The sequence below is a fragment of the Streptomyces sp. YIM S03343 genome, assembly GCF_054729195.1.
Map to the genome: position 1 here is coordinate 5,146,828 of NZ_JBPUKX010000001.1, position 19,078 is coordinate 5,165,905.

Below are 19,078 nucleotides of genomic sequence, written 5' to 3' on the forward strand. Positions count from 1 at the left end.
TCAGTGTGAGCACCCGCATCCAGAGCCGAGCCCAGTGGACCGCCCGTGAGCACCCCCAGCCGCCCCTCCGCATCCGCAGCCTCCTCCTCTCCCGCCGCCGGAGCCCCCGCCCCCCTGTCCCCGACGGCCCCGCGCCGCCGCGGCTCGCTCGGCCCCGTCGGCATGGTTCTGGCGGGCGGTGTCTCGGTGCAGTTCGGCGGTGCGCTGGCGGTGACGCTGATGCCTAGGGCGGGCGCGCTGGGCGTGGTGACGCTACGGCTGGTGGTGGCGGCACTGGTGATGATGCTGGTCTGCCGCCCGAGTCTGCGCGGCCACTCGCGCGCGGACTGGGGGACGGTGGTGGCGTTCGGTATCACCATGGGCGCGATGAACGGCCTGTTCTACGAGTCCGTGGCCCGCATCCCGCTGGGCCCGGCGGTGACGCTGGAGGTGCTGGGCCCCCTCACCCTCTCCGTCCTCACCTCCCGCCGCGCCCTGAACGCGCTGTGGGCGGCCCTCGCCCTGGGCGGCGTCTTCCTGCTGAGTGGGGGCGGCTTCGGCGCCCTGGACCCGGCCGGAGTGGCCTTCGCACTCGGGGCGGGCGCGATGTGGGCGGGGTACATAGTGTTCAGCGCGCGCACCGGCCGCCGTTTCCCGCAGGCGGACGGCCTGGCCCTCGCGATGGGCGTGGCGGCGCTGCTGTTCCTGCCGCTGGGCATCGCGGAGTCCGGCACCAGACTCCTCAACCCCGTGACAGCCGCCCTCGGCGCGGGCGTGGCGATCCTCTCCTCCGTCCTCCCGTACACCCTGGAACTCCTGGCTCTGCGTCGCCTGCCCGCATCGACCTTCGCGATCCTGATGAGCCTGGAACCGGCGATCGCGGCAACGGCCGGCTTCCTGGTCCTCCACCAGTCCCTGTCCGCGATCCAGTCCCTGGCGATCGCCCTGGTGATCGCCGCCAGCATGGGCGCGGTCCGCACCCAGGTGGGCCGGGGCCGAGCGAAGCCCCCGGTACCGGACACTCCCTGACGTCGGCCCTGACGCCGACTCTGACGTCGGCCTGGGCGTCCGCCCTGGCGTCGGCATCAACGCCGACCCTGTGCCGACTCCGATGCCGGCCCTGCTGCCGACCCCTCGCACTCTCATCCCGCCACCTCCTCCTGCCGCCTCCTCATGTCACACAAAGTAATCGATCAGGCGCGCACAGGTGAGGCCCTGTGGATAACTAATTCATGCAAGCATGATTGATTGTTTCTGCCCCAACTGCCATGCTCCCCCCATGGCTGACCCGACGCCCGTGATCGATGATCTGTGTGCGGAGAGCGAGGAACTCGACCGGATGGTGGCCGGGTTGGGGGTGGAACAGTGGGGGCTGCCCACGCCCGCGGCCGGATGGACCGTCGCTCACCAGATCACGCATCTCGCCTGGACCGACAGCGCGGCGCTGCTCGCCGTCACCGACGAGGCCGGCTTCGGTGTGCTGGTGGAGCAGGCCCTCGCCGCACCCACCACCTACGTGGACGACGCGGCCGAGGAAGGCGCCCGGCTTCCCGTCACCGAGCTGCTTGCGGGGTGGCGGGAGGGGCGGGCCGCGCTCGACCGGGCCCTGCGCCTCGCACCGGCCGGGGCCCGCTTCCCCTGGTACGGGCCGCCGATGTCCACCGCCTCCATGGCCACCGCCCGGCTCATGGAGACCTGGGCGCACGGGCTCGACGTCGCCGATGCCCTGGGTGTCGTCCGCGAACCCACCGAGCGGCTTCGGCACATCGCGCGGCTTGGGGTGCGGACCCGGGACTTCGCCTTCGGGGTGCGGGGCCTGCCCGTGCCCGACACCGAATTCCGGGTCGAACTTCGCGTCGAGTTTCAGCGTCCGGGCGGGGCCGGGAGCGGCATGTGGGCCTTCGGGCCCGAGGACGCCGAGCAGAGGGTCACCGGGGACGCCCTCGACTTCTGTCTTCTGGTCACCCAGCGCGCCCACCGCGCCGACCTCGGTCTCGTCGCCGTGGGTCCCGACGCCGACCGGTGGCTCGACATCGCGCAGGCCTTCGCCGGGCTGCCCGGACCCGGCCGCCCCGCGAAGGGAGAACGCCGGTGAGCCTCCGCATCGGCAATGCCTCCGGGTTCTACGGCGACCGCTTCGACGCCCTGCGCGAGATGCTCACCGGCGGCCCCCTGGACGTCCTCACCGGTGACTATCTCGCCGAGCTGACCATGCTCATCCTCGGCCGGGACCGGCTGAAGGACCCGTCCGCCGGGTACGCCCGCACCTTCCTGCGCCAGCTGGAGGAGTGCCTCGGGCTCGCCCACGCGCGCGGGGTGAAGATCGTGACCAATGCCGGCGGGCTCAATCCGGCGGGGCTGGCCGACGCCGTACGGCAGCTCGCGCAGCGGCTCGGGATTCCGGTGCGGGTCGCACATGTCGAGGGTGACGACCTCACGGCCGCCCACCCCGGCAGTCTCGCCGCCCACGCCTACCTCGGGGGATTCGGCATCGCCGAGTGCCTGCGCGCCGGGGCCGATGTCGTCGTCACCGGGCGGGTCACCGACGCCGCCCTGGTCAGCGGGCCCGCCGTCGCCCACTTCGGGTGGCAGCCCGGGGACCACGACCGGCTCGCGGGGGCCGTCGTCGCCGGGCATGTGCTGGAGTGCGGTACGCAGGCCACCGGCGGGAACTACGCCTTCTTCGGGGACGGTGACGTCCGGCGCCCCGGGTTCCCGCTCGCCGAGCTGCACGAGGACGGCAGCTGCGTCGTCACCAAGCACCCCGGCACCGGCGGCTTCGTCGACGTCGGCACCGTCACCGCCCAGCTGCTCTACGAGACCGGCGGCGCCCGGTACGCGGGACCCGACGTCACCGCCCGCCTCGACACCGTACGGCTCGCCCAGGACGGCCCCGACCGGGTGCGGATCTTCGGGGTGCGGGGCGAGGCGCCGCCGCCCACCCTGAAGGTCGGGCTCAACCGGCTCGGCGGATTCCGGGGCGAGGTCGCCTTCGTCCTCACCGGGCTCGACATCGAGGCCAAGGCCGCGCTGGTCCGGGAGCAGATGGAGGACGCCCTCACGCGCGGGAAGGCCCGCCCTGCCGAGGTCCGCTGGGAACTCGTCCGCACCGACCGGCCCGACGCCGGCACCGAGGAGACCGCCAGCGCCCTGCTCCGGCTCGTCGTGCGCGACCCGGGCGAGGAAACCGTCGGGCGGGCGCTGAGCGGGGCCGCCGTCGAACTCGCCCTCGGCAGCTACCCGGGCTTCAACGTGCTCGCCCCGCCCGGGAAAGGGGCGCCCTACGGCGTGTTCGACGCCGTCCATGTTCCCCAGGACGCCGTCGAGCACACGGCCGTACTGCACGACGGGCGGCGTGTCGCCGTGAGCCCGGCGCCGGTCACCCGCGCGCTCCAGGACGCCGCCGAGCCGCCCCTGCCCGAGCCCTTCGCCCCCGCCGGGCCCACCCGCCGCGCCCCCCTCGGGCTCGTCGCCGGGGCCCGCAGCGGGGACAAGGGCGGCGACGCCAATGTCGGGGTGTGGGCCCGCAGCGACGCCGCCTGGCGCTGGCTCGTGCACGAGCTGACCGTCGAGCGGTTCCGGGAGCTGGTGCCGGAGACCGCGCCGCTCACCGTCGTCCGGCACGTGCTGCCCAACCTGCGCGCGCTGAACTTCGTCGTCGAGGGCGTCCTCGGCGCCGGAGTCGCCTCCCGGCACCGTTTCGACCCGCAGGCCAAGGCACTCGGCGAATGGCTGCGCTCCCGCCACCTGGACATCCCGGAGGCCCTCCTGTGACCGTCCTGCCCACCGCCCTGGACACCGGCGGCGCCGAATACCTCGCGCACCGCGACGCCATGCTCGCCAAGCTCGCCGACCTGGACGCCGAACACGCCAAGGCGCTCGCCGGCGGCGGTGACAAGTACGTGCAGCGGCACCGCGCGCGCGGGAAGCTGCTCGCGCGGGAGCGTGTCGAGCTGCTGCTCGACCCCGACACGCCGTTTCTCGAACTGTCGCCGCTGGCCGCCTGGGGCAGCGACTACGCCGTCGGCGCTTCGATCGTGACCGGCATCGGGGTCGTCGAGGGCGTCGAGTGCCTGATCACCGCCAACGACCCGACCGTGCGCGGCGGCGCGAGCAACCCGTGGAGCCTCAAGAAGGCCCTGCGCGCCAACGACATCGCGCTCGCCAACCGGCTGCCCGTCATCAGCCTCGTCGAGTCCGGCGGCGCCGATCTGCCGTCCCAGAAGGAGATCTTCATCCCGGGGGGCGCCATCTTCCGGGACCTGACCAGGCTGTCGGCCGCCGGGATCCCCACCCTTGCCGTCGTCTTCGGCAACTCCACCGCGGGCGGCGCGTACGTGCCCGGCATGTCCGATCACGTGATCATGGTCAAGGAACGCGCCAAGGTGTTCCTCGGCGGGCCGCCGCTGGTGAAGATGGCCACCGGCGAGGAGAGCGACGACGAGTCCCTCGGCGGCGCCGAGATGCACGCGCGCGTGTCGGGCCTCGCCGACCACTTCGCCGTCGACGAGCGCGACGCCCTGCGGCAGGCACGGCGTGTCGTGGCACGTCTCAACCACCGCAAGGCGTACCCCGATCCGGGGCCCGCCCAGCCGCCCGAGTACGACGCTGAGGAACTGCTCGGGATCGTGCCGGGCGACCTGAAGATCCCCTTCGACCCGCGCGAGGTGATCGCCCGCATCGTCGACGCCTCCGACTTCGACGAGTTCAAACCGCTCTACGGGACGAGCCTGGTGACCGGCTGGGCCGCTCTGCACGGCTACCCGGTGGGCATCCTGGCCAACGCCCAGGGTGTGCTGTTCAGCGAGGAGTCGCAGAAGGCCGCCCAGTTTATCCAGCTCGCCAACCAGCGCGACATCCCGCTGCTGTTCCTGCACAACACCACCGGCTACATGGTCGGCAGCCGCTACGAGCAGGGCGGCATCGTCAAGCACGGCGCCATGATGATCAACGCGGTGTCCAACTCGCGCGTGCCGCACCTGTCCGTCCTGATGGGCGCGTCCTACGGCGCCGGGCACTACGGCATGTGCGGGCGCGCCTACGACCCGCGCTTCCTGTTCGCCTGGCCGAGCGCCAAGTCCGCCGTCATGGGCCCGCAGCAGCTCGCCGGCGTGCTGTCCATCGTCGCCCGCCAGTCCGCCGCCGCGAAGGGGCAGCCGTACGACGAGGACGCCGACGCGGCGCTGCGCGCCCTGGTGGAGCAGCAGATCGAGTCCGAGTCGCTGCCGATGTTCCTGTCGGGGCGGCTGTACGACGACGGCGTCATCGACCCGCGCGACACCCGCACCGTGCTCGGCCTGTGCCTGTCCGCCGTCCACACCGCGCCCTACGAGGGCGTGCGCGGCGGCTTCGGCGTCTTCCGGATGTGAGGGACATGTCTTCAGGACGCGAGGGATATGGACGCGAGGGATATGAGGGACCAGACGTGATCACTTCCGTCCTTGTGGCCAACCGGGGCGAGATCGCCTGCCGGATCTTCCGCACCTGCCGTGAGTCGGGAATCCGGACGGTCGCCGTGCACTCGGACGCCGACGAGAACGCGCTCCACGCGCGCGTGGCCGACTCCGCTGTGAGACTCCCGGGCGTGTCGCCCGCGGAGACCTATCTGCGCGGCGACCTGATCGTGAAGGCGGCCGCCGCGGCCGGTGCCGACGCCGTGCACCCCGGCTACGGATTCCTGTCCGAGAACGCCGCCTTCGCGCGCGCGGTGCTCGACGCGGGCCTGGTGTGGATCGGGCCGCCGCCCCGGGCGATCGAGGCGATGGCGTCCAAGACACGCGCCAAACAGCTCATGGGCATCGCGCCCCTCACCGAGGTCGGCGAGGACGACCTGCCGGTGCTGGTGAAGGCCGCCGCGGGCGGCGGAGGGCGCGGGATGCGGGTCGTACGGCGTCTCGACGAACTGGACGACGCGCTGGACGCCGCGCGCGCCGAGGCCGCGAGCGCCTTCGGCGACGGCGAGGTCTTCGTCGAGCCGTACGTCGACAACGGCCGCCATGTCGAGGTGCAGGTCCTCGCCGACGTGCACGGCACGGTGTGGACGCTGGGCACCCGCGACTGCTCGCTCCAGCGCCGCCACCAGAAGGTGATCGAGGAGGCACCGGCGCCCGGTCTGTCCGCGGCGCTGGAGGCGGAACTGTGCGCCCTGGCAGAACGGGCCGCGCGTGCCGTCGAGTACGTCGGCGCGGGCACCGTCGAGTTCCTCGTCGCGGACGGCAGGGCGCAGTTCCTGGAGATGAACACCCGCCTCCAGGTCGAGCACCCCGTCACGGAGGCCGTGTTCGGCTTCGACCTGGTCGCCCTCCAGATCGCCGTCGCCGAGGGCGCCGCCCTGGACGAACGGCCGCCCCGCGCGCGCGGGCACGCCGTCGAGGCCCGCCTGTACGCCGAGGACCCGGGCAGCGGCTGGGCCCCGCAGACCGGCGTCCTGCACCGCCTCGCCCTCCCCGGCGCCGTCCGCCTCGACACCGGCTACACCGACGGCGACGAGATCGGCGTCCACTACGACCCGATGCTCGCCAAGGCCGTCGCCCACGCGCCCACGCGCGCGCAGGCCGTCCGCAGGCTCGCCGGTGCCCTGGAACGCGCCGAGGTGCACGGACCGGTCACCAACCGGGACCTGCTGGTGCGCTCCCTGCGGCACCCCGAGTTCACCGCCGCCCGCATGGACACCGGCTTCTACGAGCGTCACCTCGCCGCCCTCGCCGAGCCCGCCCCCGACCCGTACGCCCCGCTCGCCGCCGCCCTCGCCGACGCGCACGGCCGCTCCCGCTTCGGCGGCTGGCGCAATCTGCCGTCCCAGCCGCAGACCAAGCGCTACCTCATGGCGGGCGAGGAGCACGAGGTCGCCTACCGGCACACCAGGGACGGCCTGGCCGCCGACGGGGTGCGTGTCGTGCACGCCGACGCACGGCGTGTCGTCCTGGAGATCGACGGCGTACGGCGGACGTTCGACGTGGCCCGCTACGGCGACCGCGTCCATGTCGGCGCCACCGCCCTCACCGCCTTGCCCCGCTTCCCCGACCCGGCCGCCGAGCGGGCCCCCGGCTCGCTGCTGGCGCCGATGCCCGGCACCGTCGTCAAGATCGCCGACGGGCTGGCCGTCGGAGCCGCCGTACGGGCCGGGCAGCCCCTGCTGTGGCTGGAGGCGATGAAGATGCAGCACCGCATCTCCGCGCCCGTCACCGGAACGCTCAGCGCCCTGCACGCCACCCCTGGCCGGCAGGTGGAGGTCGGCACGCTTCTGGCGGTGGTCGACGCCCGCGACGAACACCTCGACAACCCCGACAGCCTCGACAGCCCCGACAGCCTCGACGAGGGGGAACAGTGAGCGCCACCCTGGAACCGCAAGAGCACAAGGACCTGCGCGCCGCCGTGGCGGCACTCGGCGCGCGCTTCGGCCGCGAGTACCTCACCGGCGTCGCCGAGGAGGGCCGCCACCCTGACGAACTGTGGTCGGAGGCCGCCAAGCTCGGCTATCTCGGCGTCAACCTGCCCGAGGAGTACGGCGGCGGGGGCGGCGGCATCGCCGAACTGTCCATCGTCCTGGAGGAACTCGGCGCCGCGGGCTGCCCGCTGCTGATGATGATCGTCTCGCCCGCCATCTGCGGCACCGTCATCGCCCGTTTCGGCACCGAGGAGCAGAAGCGCGCCTGGCTGCCGGGCCTCGCCGACGGCACCCGGCGGATGGCGTTCGGCATCACCGAGCCCGACGCCGGCTCCAACTCGCACCGCATCACCACCACCGCCCGCCGCGACCCCGCCACCGGCGACTGGCTGCTGAGCGGCCGCAAGGTGTTCATCTCCGGCGTCGACATGGCCGACGCCACGCTGATCGTCGGCCGCACCGAGGACGCCCGCACCGGCCGCCTCAAGCCCTGCCTGTTCATCGTCGCGCGCGACGCCGAGGGCTTCCACCGGCGCCGTATCGACATGGAACTCAGTGCCGCGGAGAAACAGTTCGAGCTGACCCTCGACGACGTACGGCTGCCCGCCGACGCGCTGGTCGGCGACGAGGACGCCGGACTGCTGCAGCTGTTCGCCGGGCTCAACCCGGAGCGCATCATGACGGCCGCCTTCGCGATCGGCATGGGCCGCTACGCGCTCTCCCGGGCGGTCGCCTACGCGCGCGAGCGCTCCGTCTGGAACACACCCATCGGCGCCCACCAGGCGATCGCCCATCCGCTCGCCCAGGCGCACATCGACCTCGAACTCGCCCGCCTGATGATGCAGAAGGCGGCCCACCTCTACGACGCGGGCGACGACATAGGCGCAGGAGAGGCCGCCAACATGGCCAAGTACGCGGCCGGGGAGGCATGCGTGAGGGCCGTCGACCAGTCCGTGCACACCCTCGGCGGCAACGGCCTCACCCGCGAGTTCGGCCTCGCCTCGCTGATCACCGCCTCGCGCGTGGCCCGTATCGCACCCGTCAGCAGGGAGATGATCCTCAACTACGTCTCCCACCAGACCCTGGGCCTGCCCAAGTCGTACTGATCCAATCGTACTTATCGGGTCGCACCGGTCCGGCTGTGCCGCATCAGCCGTATGGATCCAGTCGTATGCATCCAGTCGTATCGATCCCGCCATATGGATCACACGTCGGTCATCGGCGGTATGGATCCCGTCGTACCGATCCGGCACAGCGCCGTGCGAGGAGGAACCGTGTTCCGCAGCGAGTACGCAGACGTCCAGGCCGTAGAACTCCCCATCCACGAGGCCGTCCTGGGCCGGGCCGCCGAGTTCGGCGACGCGCCCGCGCTGATCGACGGCACCGACGGCACCACCCTCAGCTACGCCCAGCTGGACCTGTTCCACCGCCGGATCGCCGCCGTGCTCGCGGAGACCGGTGTGCGCAAGGGCGATGTGCTGGCCCTGCACAGCCCCAACACGATCGCCTTTCCGCCCGTCTTCTACGCCGCCACGCGCGCGGGTGCCGCCGTCACCACCGTGCACCCGCTCGCCACGCCGGACGAGTTCGCCAAGCAGCTGGGGAACTCCGGCGCCCGCTGGATCGTCACCGTCTCACCGCTCCTGGACACCGCCCGCGCCGCCGCCGAACTCGCGGGCGGCGTCCAGGAGATCTTCGTCTGCGACAGCGCGCCAGGACACCGCTCGGTCCTCGACATGCTCGCGACCGAAGCCCCCGAACCCCAGGTCGACATCGACCCCGTGACCGACGTCGCCGCCCTGCCGTACTCCTCCGGGACCACCGGCGTCCCCAAGGGCGTCATGCTCACCCACCGTCAGATCGCCACCAACCTGGCCCAGCTCGAACACGCCGTCGACGCGGGCCCCGGCGACCGTATCCTCGCCGTCCTGCCGTTCTTCCACATCTACGGCCTGACCGCCCTGATGAACGCCCCGCTGCGCAAGGGCGCCACCGTCGTCGTCCTGCCGCGCTTCGACCTGGAGACCTTCCTCGCCGCGATCCAGGAGCACCGCATCACCGGCCTGTACGTCGCCCCGCCGATCGTCCTGGCCCTCGCCAAGCATCCCGCGGTCGCCGACTACGACCTCTCCTCGCTGCACTACATCATCAGCGCCGCCGCCCCCCTGGACGCTGCCCTCGCCGCCGCCTGCTCCGCCCGCCTCGGCCTGCCGCCAGTCGGCCAGGCCTACGGCATGACGGAACTCTCGCCCGGCACCCATGTCGTCCCCCTGGCGGCCATGCGCGACGCGCCGCCCGGCACCGTCGGCAAGCTCATCGCCGGGACCGAGATGCGCATCGTGTCCCTCGACGACCCCGGCAAGGACCTCGGCCCCGGCGAGGCGGGCGAGATCCTCATCCGCGGCCCCCAGGTGATGAAGGGCTACCTGGGCCGCCCCGACGCCACCGCCGCGATGATCGACGAAGACCGCTGGCTGCACACCGGCGACATCGGCCGGGTTGACACCGACGGCTGGCTGTTCGTCGTCGACCGCGTCAAGGAGCTGATCAAGTACAAGGGCTACCAGGTGGCCCCCGCCGAACTGGAGGCCCTCCTGCTCACCCACCCCGGCATCGCCGACACCGCCGTCATCGGCGCCTACGACGCCGACGGCAACGAGGTCCCGCACGCCTTCGCCGTCCGCCAGCCCACCGCCCCCGGCCTCACCCAGGACGACGTCATGGCCTACGTCGCCGAGCGCGTCGCCCCCTACAAGCGGGTGCGCCGGGTCACCTTCGTCGACGCCGTGCCGCGCGCCGCGTCCGGCAAGATCCTGCGCCGCGAACTGCGGGGCCGCTCATGACCACGCCCGCCACGCCCGCCACGCCCCCCAGGCCCACTGCGCCCACTGCGCCCACCGGGCCCACCGGGCCCACCGGGCCCACCGGTTCCGCCGCGCTGATCGGCCGCACGCGCGCGCGGGGCGTCGAATTCGTCAGCCTCGACGCCACCGGTACCCGCAATGCCCTGTCCTCGGCCCTCGTCGGCGAACTGGCCGCGGCCCTCACCGACTGCGCCGCCGACGACGGGGTGCGCGCCGTCGTGCTCACCCACACGGGCAGCACCTTCTGTGCCGGGGCCGATCTGCGTGAACCGCCCGACCCGGACGCCTTCACGGGCCTGCTGCGACAGCTGGTCGAACTGCCCAAGCCGGTCGTCGCCCGCGTCACCGGGCATGTGCGCGCGGGTGGGCTCGGGCTGCTCGCCGCCTGCGACATCGCGGCGGCTGCCGAAGGCGCCACGTTCGCGTTCACGGAGGTGCGCATCGGGGTCGCGCCCGCGGTGATCTCCCTGCCGCTGCTGCCCCGCACCGACCCGCGAGCGCTGGCCCGCTACTACCTGACCGGCGAGCGCTTCGGCGCGGCGGAGGCGGCCAGGATCGGGCTGCTGACGGTGGCGGCGGGTGCGGCGGACGGCGACGGCGGTGACGGCGGTGACGGAGATGCCGTGGCCGCAGTGGACGCCGTACTGGAGCCGGTTCTCGACGGGCTGCGGCGGTCCGCCCCCGAGGCCCTGGCCGCGACGAAACGGCTGCTCACGGCTAGGGTGCTGGAGTCGTTCGACCGGGACGCGGCCGACCTCACCGCGCTCTCGGCCCGGCTGTTCGCCTCCCCGCAGGCCCGCGAGGGGATGACGGCCTTCCTGGAGCGACGTGACCCCGCGTGGGTCCTGTGAGGTGTGCTGTGAGATGCCGTGAAGCGGCGAGCACGGAGGGCGGCGTGAAGCCGGGATGGGTGTGAGACGGGCATGGGTGTGACCTCGGTCGATCGCGACCACGACCGCGGGCGTGAGCGCGACCACGACCACGACCGCGACCACGATCGCGGGCGTGAGCGCGACCGTGCGCCGAAGCAGGACCGCAGCCGGGCCACCCGGCAGCGGCTCCTGGAGGCCGCCGTGGCCTGTCTCGCCGAGCACGGCTGGGCGGGCTCCACGGTGTCCGTCGTCGCCGAACGGGCCGGGGTGAGCCGGGGCGCCGCCCAGCACCACTTCCCCACCCGTGAGGACCTGTTCACGGCGGCCGTCGAGTACGTCGCCGAGGAACGCTCCACGGCCCTGCGCGACCTGTTCCCACAGGGCGCCGCCGACCGCAGGGCGGTGGTGTCCGCCCTGGTCGACCTGTTCACCGGGCCCCTCTTCCGCGCCGCCCTGCATCTGTGGGTCGCCGCGTCGAACGAGGAGCAGTTGCGGCACCGGGTGACAGAGCTGGAGGCCCGCGTCGGCCGGGAGACCCACCGCATCGCCGTCGACCTGCTCGGCGCGGACGAGTCCCGGCCGGGCGTGCGGGAGACCGTGCAGGGCCTGCTCGACATGGCCCGCGGCCTCGGCCTGGCGAATCTCCTCACCGACGACAGCGGACGCCGGGACCGGGTGGTGACCCAGTGGGCGGCGCTGCTGGACCGGGCGCTGGACGAGCCGGCGGGCTGAGCGCCCGATACGCGCCCGGTGCGTGGTCACCGGGCGCCGAAACGGTTCAGCGACCCCGGACGGCGCCGTGACGGCTCAGTGGACGATGTCGGCGTACCCCGGGACCTCCTGCGGCTTGCGCGACGCGGGACCGATGTAGTCCGCGGACGGCCGCACCAGCCGGCCGGTGCGCTTCTGCTCCAGGACGTGCGCCGACCAGCCGGCGATCCGCGCGCAGGTGAACATCGAGGTGAACATGGTCGCCGGGACCTCGGCGAAGTCCAGCATGATCGCAGCCCAGAACTCCACATTGGTCGCCAGGACGCGGTCCGGGCGGCGGTCGTGCAGCTCCTCCAGGGCGGCCCTCTCCAGCGCCTCGGCGACCTCGTAGCGCGGCGCGCCGAGTTCCTTGGCGGTACGGCGCAGTACGCGCGCGCGGGGGTCCTCGGCGCGGTAGACGCGGTGGCCGAAGCCCATCAGACGCTCGCCGCTGTCGAGGACCCGCTTGACGTACGCCCGTGCGTCACCGGTGCGCTCGATCTCCTCGATCATGTACAGCACACGGGAGGGGGCCCCGCCGTGCAGCGGGCCCGACATGGCGCCCACGGCACCGGAGAGGGCGGCGGCGACATCGGCGCCGGTGGAGGCGATGACGCGGGCGGTGAACGTGGACGCGTTCATGCCGTGCTCGGCGGCGGAGGTCCAGTAGGCGTCGACGGCGGCGGTGTGCCGGGGGTCGGGCTCCCCGCGCCAGCGGATCATGAAGCGCTCCACGACGGAGTGCGCGTTGTCGATCTCGCGCTGCGGCACCATCGGCAGGTTCTGGCCGCGCGCCGACTGGGCGACGTAGGACAGGGCCATGACGGAGGCGCGCGCCAGGTTGTCGCGGGCCTCCTGCTCGTCGATGTCGAGCAGGGGTTTGAGGCCCCATGCCGGGGCGAGCATGGCGAGCGCCGACTGCACGTCGACCCGCACGTCACCGGAGTGCACGGGGATGGGGAACGGCTCGGCCGGGGGCAGACCGGGGGTGAAGGCGCCGTCGACGAGCAGCCCCCAGACATTGCCGTAGGAGACATGACCGACCAGGTCCTCGATGTCGACGCCCCGGTAGCGCAGGGCACCGCCCTCGCGGTCCGGTTCGGCGATCTCCGTCTCGAACGCGACGACTCCTTCGAGTCCGGGTACGAAGTCGGACATCGGGCAGCTCCTCGTGATGGGTACGGCGGATGGGTCTGCATACGTCGTCGGATGCAACACGTGGTGTGAACGCCGTGGCAGCGGCTGGTGGGCCCGGTCCGGCGCAAGGCGGCCGGAGGGCCTGTGAGGCAGGAAGAGCTGTGCGGTTGTGGGGCGGGTCTGCGGCGGGTCTGCGGTGATGGACGGAGCGGGTCGGAGCGGTCGGAAACCGGGGCGACATCGTCACGATATCTCCGAGTGCCACCCTTGGGGAGCGCTGCGGCACTCAGTGCCACAGCCGGAGCGGCGGAAAGGGCCGGACGTCCCTCCGGCCACGCCGCGTGCATACGGCAGGATGTCCGGGTGAGCGAACGCGATCCCCGCCTCGACCCCGCCGCCATGCGCAAGCACTATCAGGTCGAGGGCCTCGACGAGGCCGACCTGGCCGCCGACCCCATGACGCAGTTCGCGCGCTGGTTCGAGGAGGCCGCGCAGGCCGCCGACCGGGGGCTGATCTACGAGCCCAACGCGATGGTCGTCTCCACCGTCGACGCGGAGGGCCGACCCGGCTCACGCACGGTGCTGATGAAGGACTACGACGAGCAGGGCTTCGTCTTCTACACGAACTACGACTCCGCCAAGGCCCGCGATCTCGCCGTCAACCCGCATGTCGGGGTGTTGTTCCCCTGGCACCCGCTGGCCCGCCAGGTCGTCGTCACCGGCACCGCGCGCCGCACCGGGCGCGACGAGACCGCCGCGTACTTCCGCACCCGCCCGCACGGCTCCCAGCTCGGTGCCTGGGCCAGCGCCCAGTCCTCGGTGATCGCCTCCCGCACCGAACTCGACGACTCCTACGCGGCGCTGGCCGCCCGCTACCCCGAGGGCGAACAGGTCCCGGTGCCGCCGAACTGGGGCGGCTTCCGTATCGCGCCGCGCACGGTCGAGTTCTGGCAGGGCCGCCAGAACCGCCTCCACGACCGGCTGCGCTACACCGCGCTGCCGGACGGCACCTGGCGGATCGACCGCCTGAGCCCCTGAACGGTTCCGTATACGGCTGTACGGCTGTACGGCTGTATGCGCCCGTACACGTCCGTATACGCAGGCGACCCGTGAGCTCGGGTCCCCCCGCCTGGCGGCGGGGGAGCCGGCCGGACGTACCGGCGAGCTCACGGGTCGGGTGACTGCGTTGGATTCAGGCCGGTTCGCGTGTATCGGATACACGCCGGTCCGGCACCGCACTGCGTGGGGTGACGGGCGACTAGCCCGCAGCCACCTCCGACGTCCGGTGTGCATACATGCTCCGAACCACCTCCTTTCCTCGGTGCTGCCACCCTAAGAACCTGTCGCCCCTGGTTCAACCACTTTTTTCCCACCCCCGCTGTCTCCTCCGTCACGGGCCCATCGGCCCCACCCACCGCACGGTTGATCCGTCCGAGGTCTACGCGCGGAGCGCCCGTTCTCGTAGCCTGATCGTGTGACTGGTCTTCAGAGTCCGCGGGCGCTCCGGGGCCCGCAGCGGCTGCGGATAGAGGTCGTCCGCGACGACGGCATGCTCGAAGAGTGGCGGCATGTCCACAACGTGATCGTCCCGCCCGCCGCCCTGGAGGTCGACGAGGTACGGGAGCGCAGCGGGCGCAACCGGCTGGAGAACGCGTACGCGGGGGATGCGCTAGTCGGCTGCTCCACCGTGCGGCCGCCGCGGGGCGGGGACGGTGTGGCGACCGTCATCGCGCGCGTGCTGCCCCCGTACCGGCGGCGCGGCTACGGGGCGGCCCTGTACGCACACACGCTCGCGCACGCGCGCGGGCTGGGCGCGGAGGTGATCGAGACATGTGTGCTCGCCGTCAACGAGGACGGGTTGCGGTTCGCGCGGCGGCAGGGCTTCGTGGAAGTGGAGCGTTACGCCCTGCCCGGCGGGACCGACGTCTGGGTCGATCTACGGCTCGGTGCGGAGGCGGCATAGTGGCCGGTGAACGGCATGCAACGATTCTCTCAATCTTGCGGGAACCGCGTGTGGGCTGTGTCACGTTCGAGTTGAATGAAGACCGAGCCAACCGACGCGCCGTTCTCGCGGGCGCAGCCTGCAGGGGGTCCTGGTGAGTGCTTCCCGGCGCAGTGGCGCCACCGACGAGCGAGGGCCCGACGAGCGCGGGCCGGAGCGGGACGGTCCGCAGGGTTCCGGGGCCGATCTGCTCGCGGCGCTGCTCGACGGGATGGACGCCGCCCTGTGCGCCTTCGACGCGGACGGGATGGTCACGCACTGGAACCGGGAGGCCGAGCGGATCCTCGGCTGGACGGCGGCCGAGGCGGTCGGGCGGCGCGGCTTCGCCGGGTGGGCGGTGCGCAGCGCCGACGCCGAGGAGGTCGAGGAGCGCCTGCTGTCCGCCATGCACGCGCCCGGGCGGCAGGTGCACGAGTTCGCCCTGGTCACCAAGGACGGCGGCCGTGTGCTCGTACGCACCCAGTCCGCCGCCGTGCCCGGGTCCGGCGGGAAGCCCGCCGGGGTGTACTGCGCCTTCAGCGAGGTGCACGCCCAGATCGATCTGGAGCGGTCCATCGCGCTGAGCGAGGCGCTGTTCGAGGACGCCGCCTGGGGGGTCGTGCTCGTCGATGCCGATCTGCGGCCCGCCGTGGTGAACGCTCATGCGGCGCGGGCCCTCGGGGTCGGTCGGACGTCCTCGCTCGGGCGGCCGCTCGGTGAGCTGCTCGCCCAGGGGGTCGAGGAGCTGGAGAGCGCGCTCACCCATGTCCTCGCCGAGGGCGCGCCGCCCGCGCCCGCCGAGATGTGGGTGACCGTGCGCACCCCGGAGGGCGAGAAGCGGCGCTGCTGGCGCAGCGGCTTCGTGCGGCTGTCCTCGCCGCTCGCCGAGGAACCCGTGCCGCTCGGCGTCGGCTGGCTCTTCCAGGACGTCACCGACACCAAGCAGGGCGAGCAGGAGGCCGCCCAGCTGCGCTTCCGCACCAACCAGCTGCACCGCGCGGCCCGCGCCGCCGCCGAGTGCGAGGACCCCGCGGAGGCCGCCACCGTCCACCTCGACTTCGCGCTCGCCGGGTTCGCCGACCACGCCCTGATCGACCGGGTCGCGGGCGGCGCGCTGATCGACGGCGAGGGCGCGGGCCCCGTCCGGCTGGTGCGGGTCGCCGCCACTCCGTCGGGTGCGCCCGGCCCGAGCGTGCTCGGCGGCCACTCCGGGCTGCCGGTGCGCTACGAGGACGGCCACCCCGCGCTCCAGTGCGCCGAGCGCGCCGGGACCGTACGGGCCGACGCCGGGGGCGTGGCGCCGGAGCGGGCGCGCGAGTGGGCGCTGGCCCGGCAGTGGCCCGGCGACGCGGTCTACGCGCTGTGCGCGGTGCTGCGCAGCCGGGGCCGCACCCTGGGCGTGGTGACCTTCCTGCGCGGCTCCGGCCGCAGCCGCTTCGAGCGGACCGACGGCACGTACGCCGAGGACGTGGCCGTACGGATCGCCGCGTCGCTCGACCTGGCCGGGCTGCTGGAACAGCCGTAACGCTCCGCTGGGAGTGCACGATCTGCGGTCTGTCGTCTGCGGCAACGTCGTGGCTGGTCGCGCAGTTCCCCGCGCCCCTTCAGGGCGCTGCCGAACCGGCGCGGACTTCGCCCGACCTGTTGAGGACACCGACGAGAACGGCCTCCACGCGCGCGTGGCCGCTGCCGCCACACGGCTGCCCAGCGCCTCGCGCGCGAAGACATGCCTGCACGGCGATCTGATCGTGAAGGCAGTCGGCCGCCCGCCGGGCTCAGTGGTGGTAGAAGATCCGGTCCGCGTACTCGTTCATCACGCGCGCGTTCCAGTCGTGGCCGCCGTCCACGTTGCCCGAGCGCAGCAGCGGGGGCTGGATGCCGCGCTCGGCGAGGACACCGGCGGCCGTGGCGACGACTGCCTGGACGAGCGCCGAGGTGACGACCGTGGAGGCCGGTCCGAAGGGCGCCGGGATGCCCTCCATGGTCAGCTCGGCGTCGCCGACCGGGATCTTCGAGTCGAGGACGAGGTCGCAGTGGTCCTTGAGATACGTCCCCGAGGCGTTGCGGGACGTGGTCTGCGCGGCGTATTCCACCGAGGTGACGCCGATGACCTTCACACCCAGCGCGCGGGCGCCGACCGCCAGGTTCACGGGCAGCGTGTTGCGTCCGGACAGGGAGATGATCAGCAGGACGTCTCCGGCGCGCAGCGGCGAGGTCTCCAGGACGACGTCCGCGAGCCCCTCGACGCGCTCCAGGGCGGAGCCCAGGGTGGCCGGGCGGACGTCGACGCCGACGGCGCCCGGGATGACCAGCAGGTTCATCAGGGCCAGCCCGCCCGCCCGGTAGACGAGGTCCTGGGCGGGGAGTGAGGAGTGGCCCGCGCCGTAGGCGAACAGCCGGCCGCCGGCCTCGACGGTGTCGGCCAGCAGTCTGCCCGCCGCCTCGATCGTCTCCGCCTCCTCGTCGCGGACGCGTCGCAGCAGGGCGATCGCCGCGTCGAAGTACTGTCCGGCCAGCTTGCCGTCGGTCATGCGTGGGGGTCCCTTCGACGTGTCCGGTGGCGTTCCCGGCGGCTGTCCTGCACCCCGGAGGGGGCCGCGCCGGCGCCGTGTCGCGGCGTACGCGTGTGACCGCGTGCGCGCGTGTCGCGGATCACCGTGCGGTCTGGACCAGTGTGCTGTCAACACGGCGGCGCCCGGGGTCCGTACGGCACGGTCGAGGGCGGGTTCCCGCGGCGCCGCACGGTTGTCGGTGGTATGCGTCAGAATTGGGTTCCAGGGCCAGCGGACGCGGCCAGCGCACGCGCCGGAGCTGTCGAGCTTCCCGGCAGAGGTAATCGAGGGGCACGAATGTCCGGACTGATCGACACCACGGAGATGTATCTCCGCACGATCCTCGAGCTCGAGGAGGAAGGCGTGGTCCCCATGCGCGCCCGGATCGCGGAGCGGCTGGACCAGAGCGGGCCGACCGTGAGCCAGACGGTGGCGCGGATGGAGCGCGACGGCCTGGTGGCGGTGGCGAGCGACCGGCACCTGGAGCTCACCGAGGAGGGCCGCCGGCTGGCCACCCGTGTGATGCGCAAGCACCGCCTCGCGGAGTGTCTGCTCGTCGATGTGATCGGCCTGGAGTGGGAGCAGGTGCACGCGGAGGCGTGCCGCTGGGAGCATGTGATGAGCGAGGCCGTGGAGCGCCGGGTGATGGAACTGCTCCGGCACCCGACCGAGTCGCCCTACGGCAACCCGATCCCGGGTCTGGAGGAGCTGGGCGAGAAGGACGGCTCCGACCCCTTCCTGGACGAGGGCATGGTCTCGCTGGCCGAGCTCGACCCGGGGCTGGACGGCAAGACGGTGATCGTCCGCCGGATCGGGGAGCCGATCCAGACGGACCCGACGCTGATGTACACGCTGCGGCGCGCGGGGGTGCAGCCCGGCTCGGTGGTGAGCGTGACGGAGGCGGCGGGCGGCGTGCTGGTGGGCAGCGGCGGCGAGGCGGCGGAGCTGGAGGCGGACATCGCGTCGCATGTGTTCGTCGCCAAGCGGTAGCAAGTCGCCAAGCGGTAGCAAGTCGCCGAGCGCCGGCAAGGGTGACCGGCGGTAGCAGCAGGTGGCCCGGGGCAGCAGGGGACAAGCGGGCCGGGAGAGCGGAACAACTGTCAACTTCCGTGCGGGGAGTGACAGTTGCGATACGGAGTCGAACGCGTCGAATCCGAGATTCAGTGCGCCGAATCGCAGCGCTCCGGCGCTTCGCGTGCGAGGCTGTCGCGTGAGGCATATGACCTGAGGGGGGAGCGGGAGGATGTGCCGCAGACGCAGTGAAGGCCCCGGCGCCGTGCGGCGCCGGGGCCTGTCCTCCCCTGTACTGACCCGGAGCCCCGAGCTCCCAGGGTCAGTTCCCGCGGACCGTTGTCCCCGAGCGGTCCGCCTCCCGTTGAAGATCTCCCCCCGGTGGTCGCGATCATTCCTGGCAGAGGGTCACTCGAACGAGGGATGTTATCTGCCGGGACCGTGTTTTCGAATACGCATTCGATATTCTGTGTGGGTGTGGGCGCAGTCGTAGGCGTAGACGTGATCAAGGGCGAGTGGTCCGAGCGGAGCTAGGGGGTGCCGGG

Annotated in this window: 15 protein-coding genes; 13 read left to right on the forward strand and 2 right to left on the reverse strand. The window is 72.7% G+C overall.

Translation table 11 applies throughout. The features are described 5' to 3' along the window. The first annotated feature begins 45 nt into the window (after positions 1-45). The 9 genes from ACSYGN_RS22475 (at position 46) to ACSYGN_RS22515 (ending at position 11,834) form a co-directional block, all read left to right on the forward strand. On the forward strand, positions 46-1,008 hold the full coding sequence (locus ACSYGN_RS22475; RefSeq protein ID WP_460398354.1) for an EamA family transporter: 963 nt from the start codon (positions 46-48) through the stop codon (positions 1,006-1,008). 250 nt (positions 1,009-1,258) lie between these two features. Next, on the forward strand, positions 1,259-2,074 hold the full coding sequence (locus ACSYGN_RS22480) for a TIGR03084 family metal-binding protein (protein WP_460398356.1): 816 nt from the start codon (positions 1,259-1,261) through the stop codon (positions 2,072-2,074). Continuing rightward, positions 2,071-3,753 (forward strand): acyclic terpene utilization AtuA family protein, encoded by a 1,683-nt coding sequence (locus tag ACSYGN_RS22485; RefSeq protein WP_460398358.1) that lies wholly within the window; start codon positions 2,071-2,073, stop codon positions 3,751-3,753. Before ACSYGN_RS22480 ends, ACSYGN_RS22485 begins: the two co-directional genes overlap by 4 nt. Next, positions 3,750-5,348 (forward strand): acyl-CoA carboxylase subunit beta, encoded by a 1,599-nt coding sequence (locus tag ACSYGN_RS22490; protein WP_460398360.1) that lies wholly within the window; start codon positions 3,750-3,752, stop codon positions 5,346-5,348. The genes ACSYGN_RS22485 and ACSYGN_RS22490 overlap by 4 nt, the downstream gene beginning before the upstream one ends. Positions 5,349-5,404: 56 nt before the next feature. After that, positions 5,405-7,309, forward strand: coding sequence for an acetyl/propionyl/methylcrotonyl-CoA carboxylase subunit alpha (locus ACSYGN_RS22495; protein ID WP_460398362.1), 1,905 nt, complete (start codon positions 5,405-5,407; stop codon positions 7,307-7,309). Next, positions 7,306-8,472, forward strand: coding sequence for an acyl-CoA dehydrogenase family protein (locus ACSYGN_RS22500; protein WP_460398364.1), 1,167 nt, complete (start codon positions 7,306-7,308; stop codon positions 8,470-8,472). Before ACSYGN_RS22495 ends, ACSYGN_RS22500 begins: the two co-directional genes overlap by 4 nt. Positions 8,473-8,640: 168 nt before the next feature. Beyond that, positions 8,641-10,209 carry a 4-coumarate--CoA ligase family protein gene (locus ACSYGN_RS22505; protein WP_460398366.1) on the forward strand — a complete coding sequence of 523 codons (1,569 nt, stop codon included), beginning with the start codon at positions 8,641-8,643 and terminating at the stop codon, positions 10,207-10,209. Beyond that, the gene (locus tag ACSYGN_RS22510) at positions 10,206-11,081 is read left to right on the forward strand and encodes an enoyl-CoA hydratase family protein (protein WP_460398368.1); all 876 of its coding nucleotides are present in this window, start codon (positions 10,206-10,208) and stop codon (positions 11,079-11,081) included. Before ACSYGN_RS22505 ends, ACSYGN_RS22510 begins: the two co-directional genes overlap by 4 nt. A 72-nt stretch (positions 11,082-11,153) precedes the next feature. Further along, positions 11,154-11,834, forward strand: coding sequence for a TetR/AcrR family transcriptional regulator (locus tag ACSYGN_RS22515; protein WP_460398370.1), 681 nt, complete (start codon positions 11,154-11,156; stop codon positions 11,832-11,834). A gap of 75 nt (positions 11,835-11,909) precedes the next feature. On the opposite strand, the gene ACSYGN_RS22520 is transcribed toward ACSYGN_RS22515, so the two are convergent. Beyond that, positions 11,910-13,010, reverse strand: coding sequence for a citrate synthase 2 (locus tag ACSYGN_RS22520; RefSeq protein ID WP_460398372.1), 1,101 nt, complete (start codon positions 13,008-13,010; stop codon positions 11,910-11,912). 378 nt (positions 13,011-13,388) lie between these two features. Between ACSYGN_RS22520 and pdxH the strand changes: the two genes are divergently transcribed. The 3 genes from pdxH to ACSYGN_RS22535 all read left to right on the forward strand — a co-directional run bounded on the left by pdxH (position 13,389) and on the right by ACSYGN_RS22535 (position 16,495). Beyond that, entirely contained in the window at positions 13,389-14,027 is a 639-nt protein-coding gene (gene pdxH / locus ACSYGN_RS22525) for a pyridoxamine 5'-phosphate oxidase (protein WP_460403656.1), read from the forward strand. Positions 14,028-14,538: 511 nt separating this feature from the next. After that, positions 14,539-14,952, forward strand: coding sequence for a GNAT family N-acetyltransferase (locus ACSYGN_RS22530; RefSeq protein ID WP_460403658.1), 414 nt, complete (start codon positions 14,539-14,541; stop codon positions 14,950-14,952). 133 nt (positions 14,953-15,085) lie between these two features. After that, on the forward strand, positions 15,086-16,495 hold the full coding sequence (locus ACSYGN_RS22535) for a PAS domain-containing protein (protein WP_460398374.1): 1,410 nt from the start codon (positions 15,086-15,088) through the stop codon (positions 16,493-16,495). 250 nt (positions 16,496-16,745) lie between these two features. On the opposite strand, the gene ACSYGN_RS22540 is transcribed toward ACSYGN_RS22535, so the two are convergent. Further along, complete coding sequence (locus ACSYGN_RS22540; protein WP_460398376.1) at positions 16,746-17,501, reverse strand: SIS domain-containing protein; 756 nt, start codon at positions 17,499-17,501, stop codon at positions 16,746-16,748. A gap of 318 nt (positions 17,502-17,819) precedes the next feature. Between ACSYGN_RS22540 and ACSYGN_RS22545 the strand changes: the two genes are divergently transcribed. Further along, positions 17,820-18,512, forward strand: a complete 693-nt coding sequence (locus ACSYGN_RS22545; protein WP_460398378.1) for a metal-dependent transcriptional regulator — start codon at positions 17,820-17,822, stop codon at positions 18,510-18,512. Positions 18,513-19,078 lie beyond the last annotated feature (566 nt).

Coding starts and splice junctions, on each gene's coding strand:
- ACSYGN_RS22480 (WP_460398356.1), top strand. CDS start 1,259: ATGGCTGACCCGACGCCCGTGATCGATGATCTGTGTGCGGAGAGCGAG.
- ACSYGN_RS22510 (WP_460398368.1), top strand. CDS start 10,206: ATGACCACGCCCGCCACGCCCGCCACGCCCCCCAGGCCCACTGCGCCC.
- ACSYGN_RS22515 (WP_460398370.1), top strand. CDS start 11,154: ATGGGTGTGACCTCGGTCGATCGCGACCACGACCGCGGGCGTGAGCGC.
- ACSYGN_RS22520 (WP_460398372.1), bottom strand. CDS start 13,010: ATGTCCGACTTCGTACCCGGACTCGAAGGAGTCGTCGCGTTCGAGACG.
- pdxH (WP_460403656.1), top strand. CDS start 13,389: ATGCGCAAGCACTATCAGGTCGAGGGCCTCGACGAGGCCGACCTGGCC.
- ACSYGN_RS22530 (WP_460403658.1), top strand. CDS start 14,539: ATGCTCGAAGAGTGGCGGCATGTCCACAACGTGATCGTCCCGCCCGCC.
- ACSYGN_RS22540 (WP_460398376.1), bottom strand. CDS start 17,501: ATGACCGACGGCAAGCTGGCCGGACAGTACTTCGACGCGGCGATCGCC.
- ACSYGN_RS22545 (WP_460398378.1), top strand. CDS start 17,820: ATGTCCGGACTGATCGACACCACGGAGATGTATCTCCGCACGATCCTC.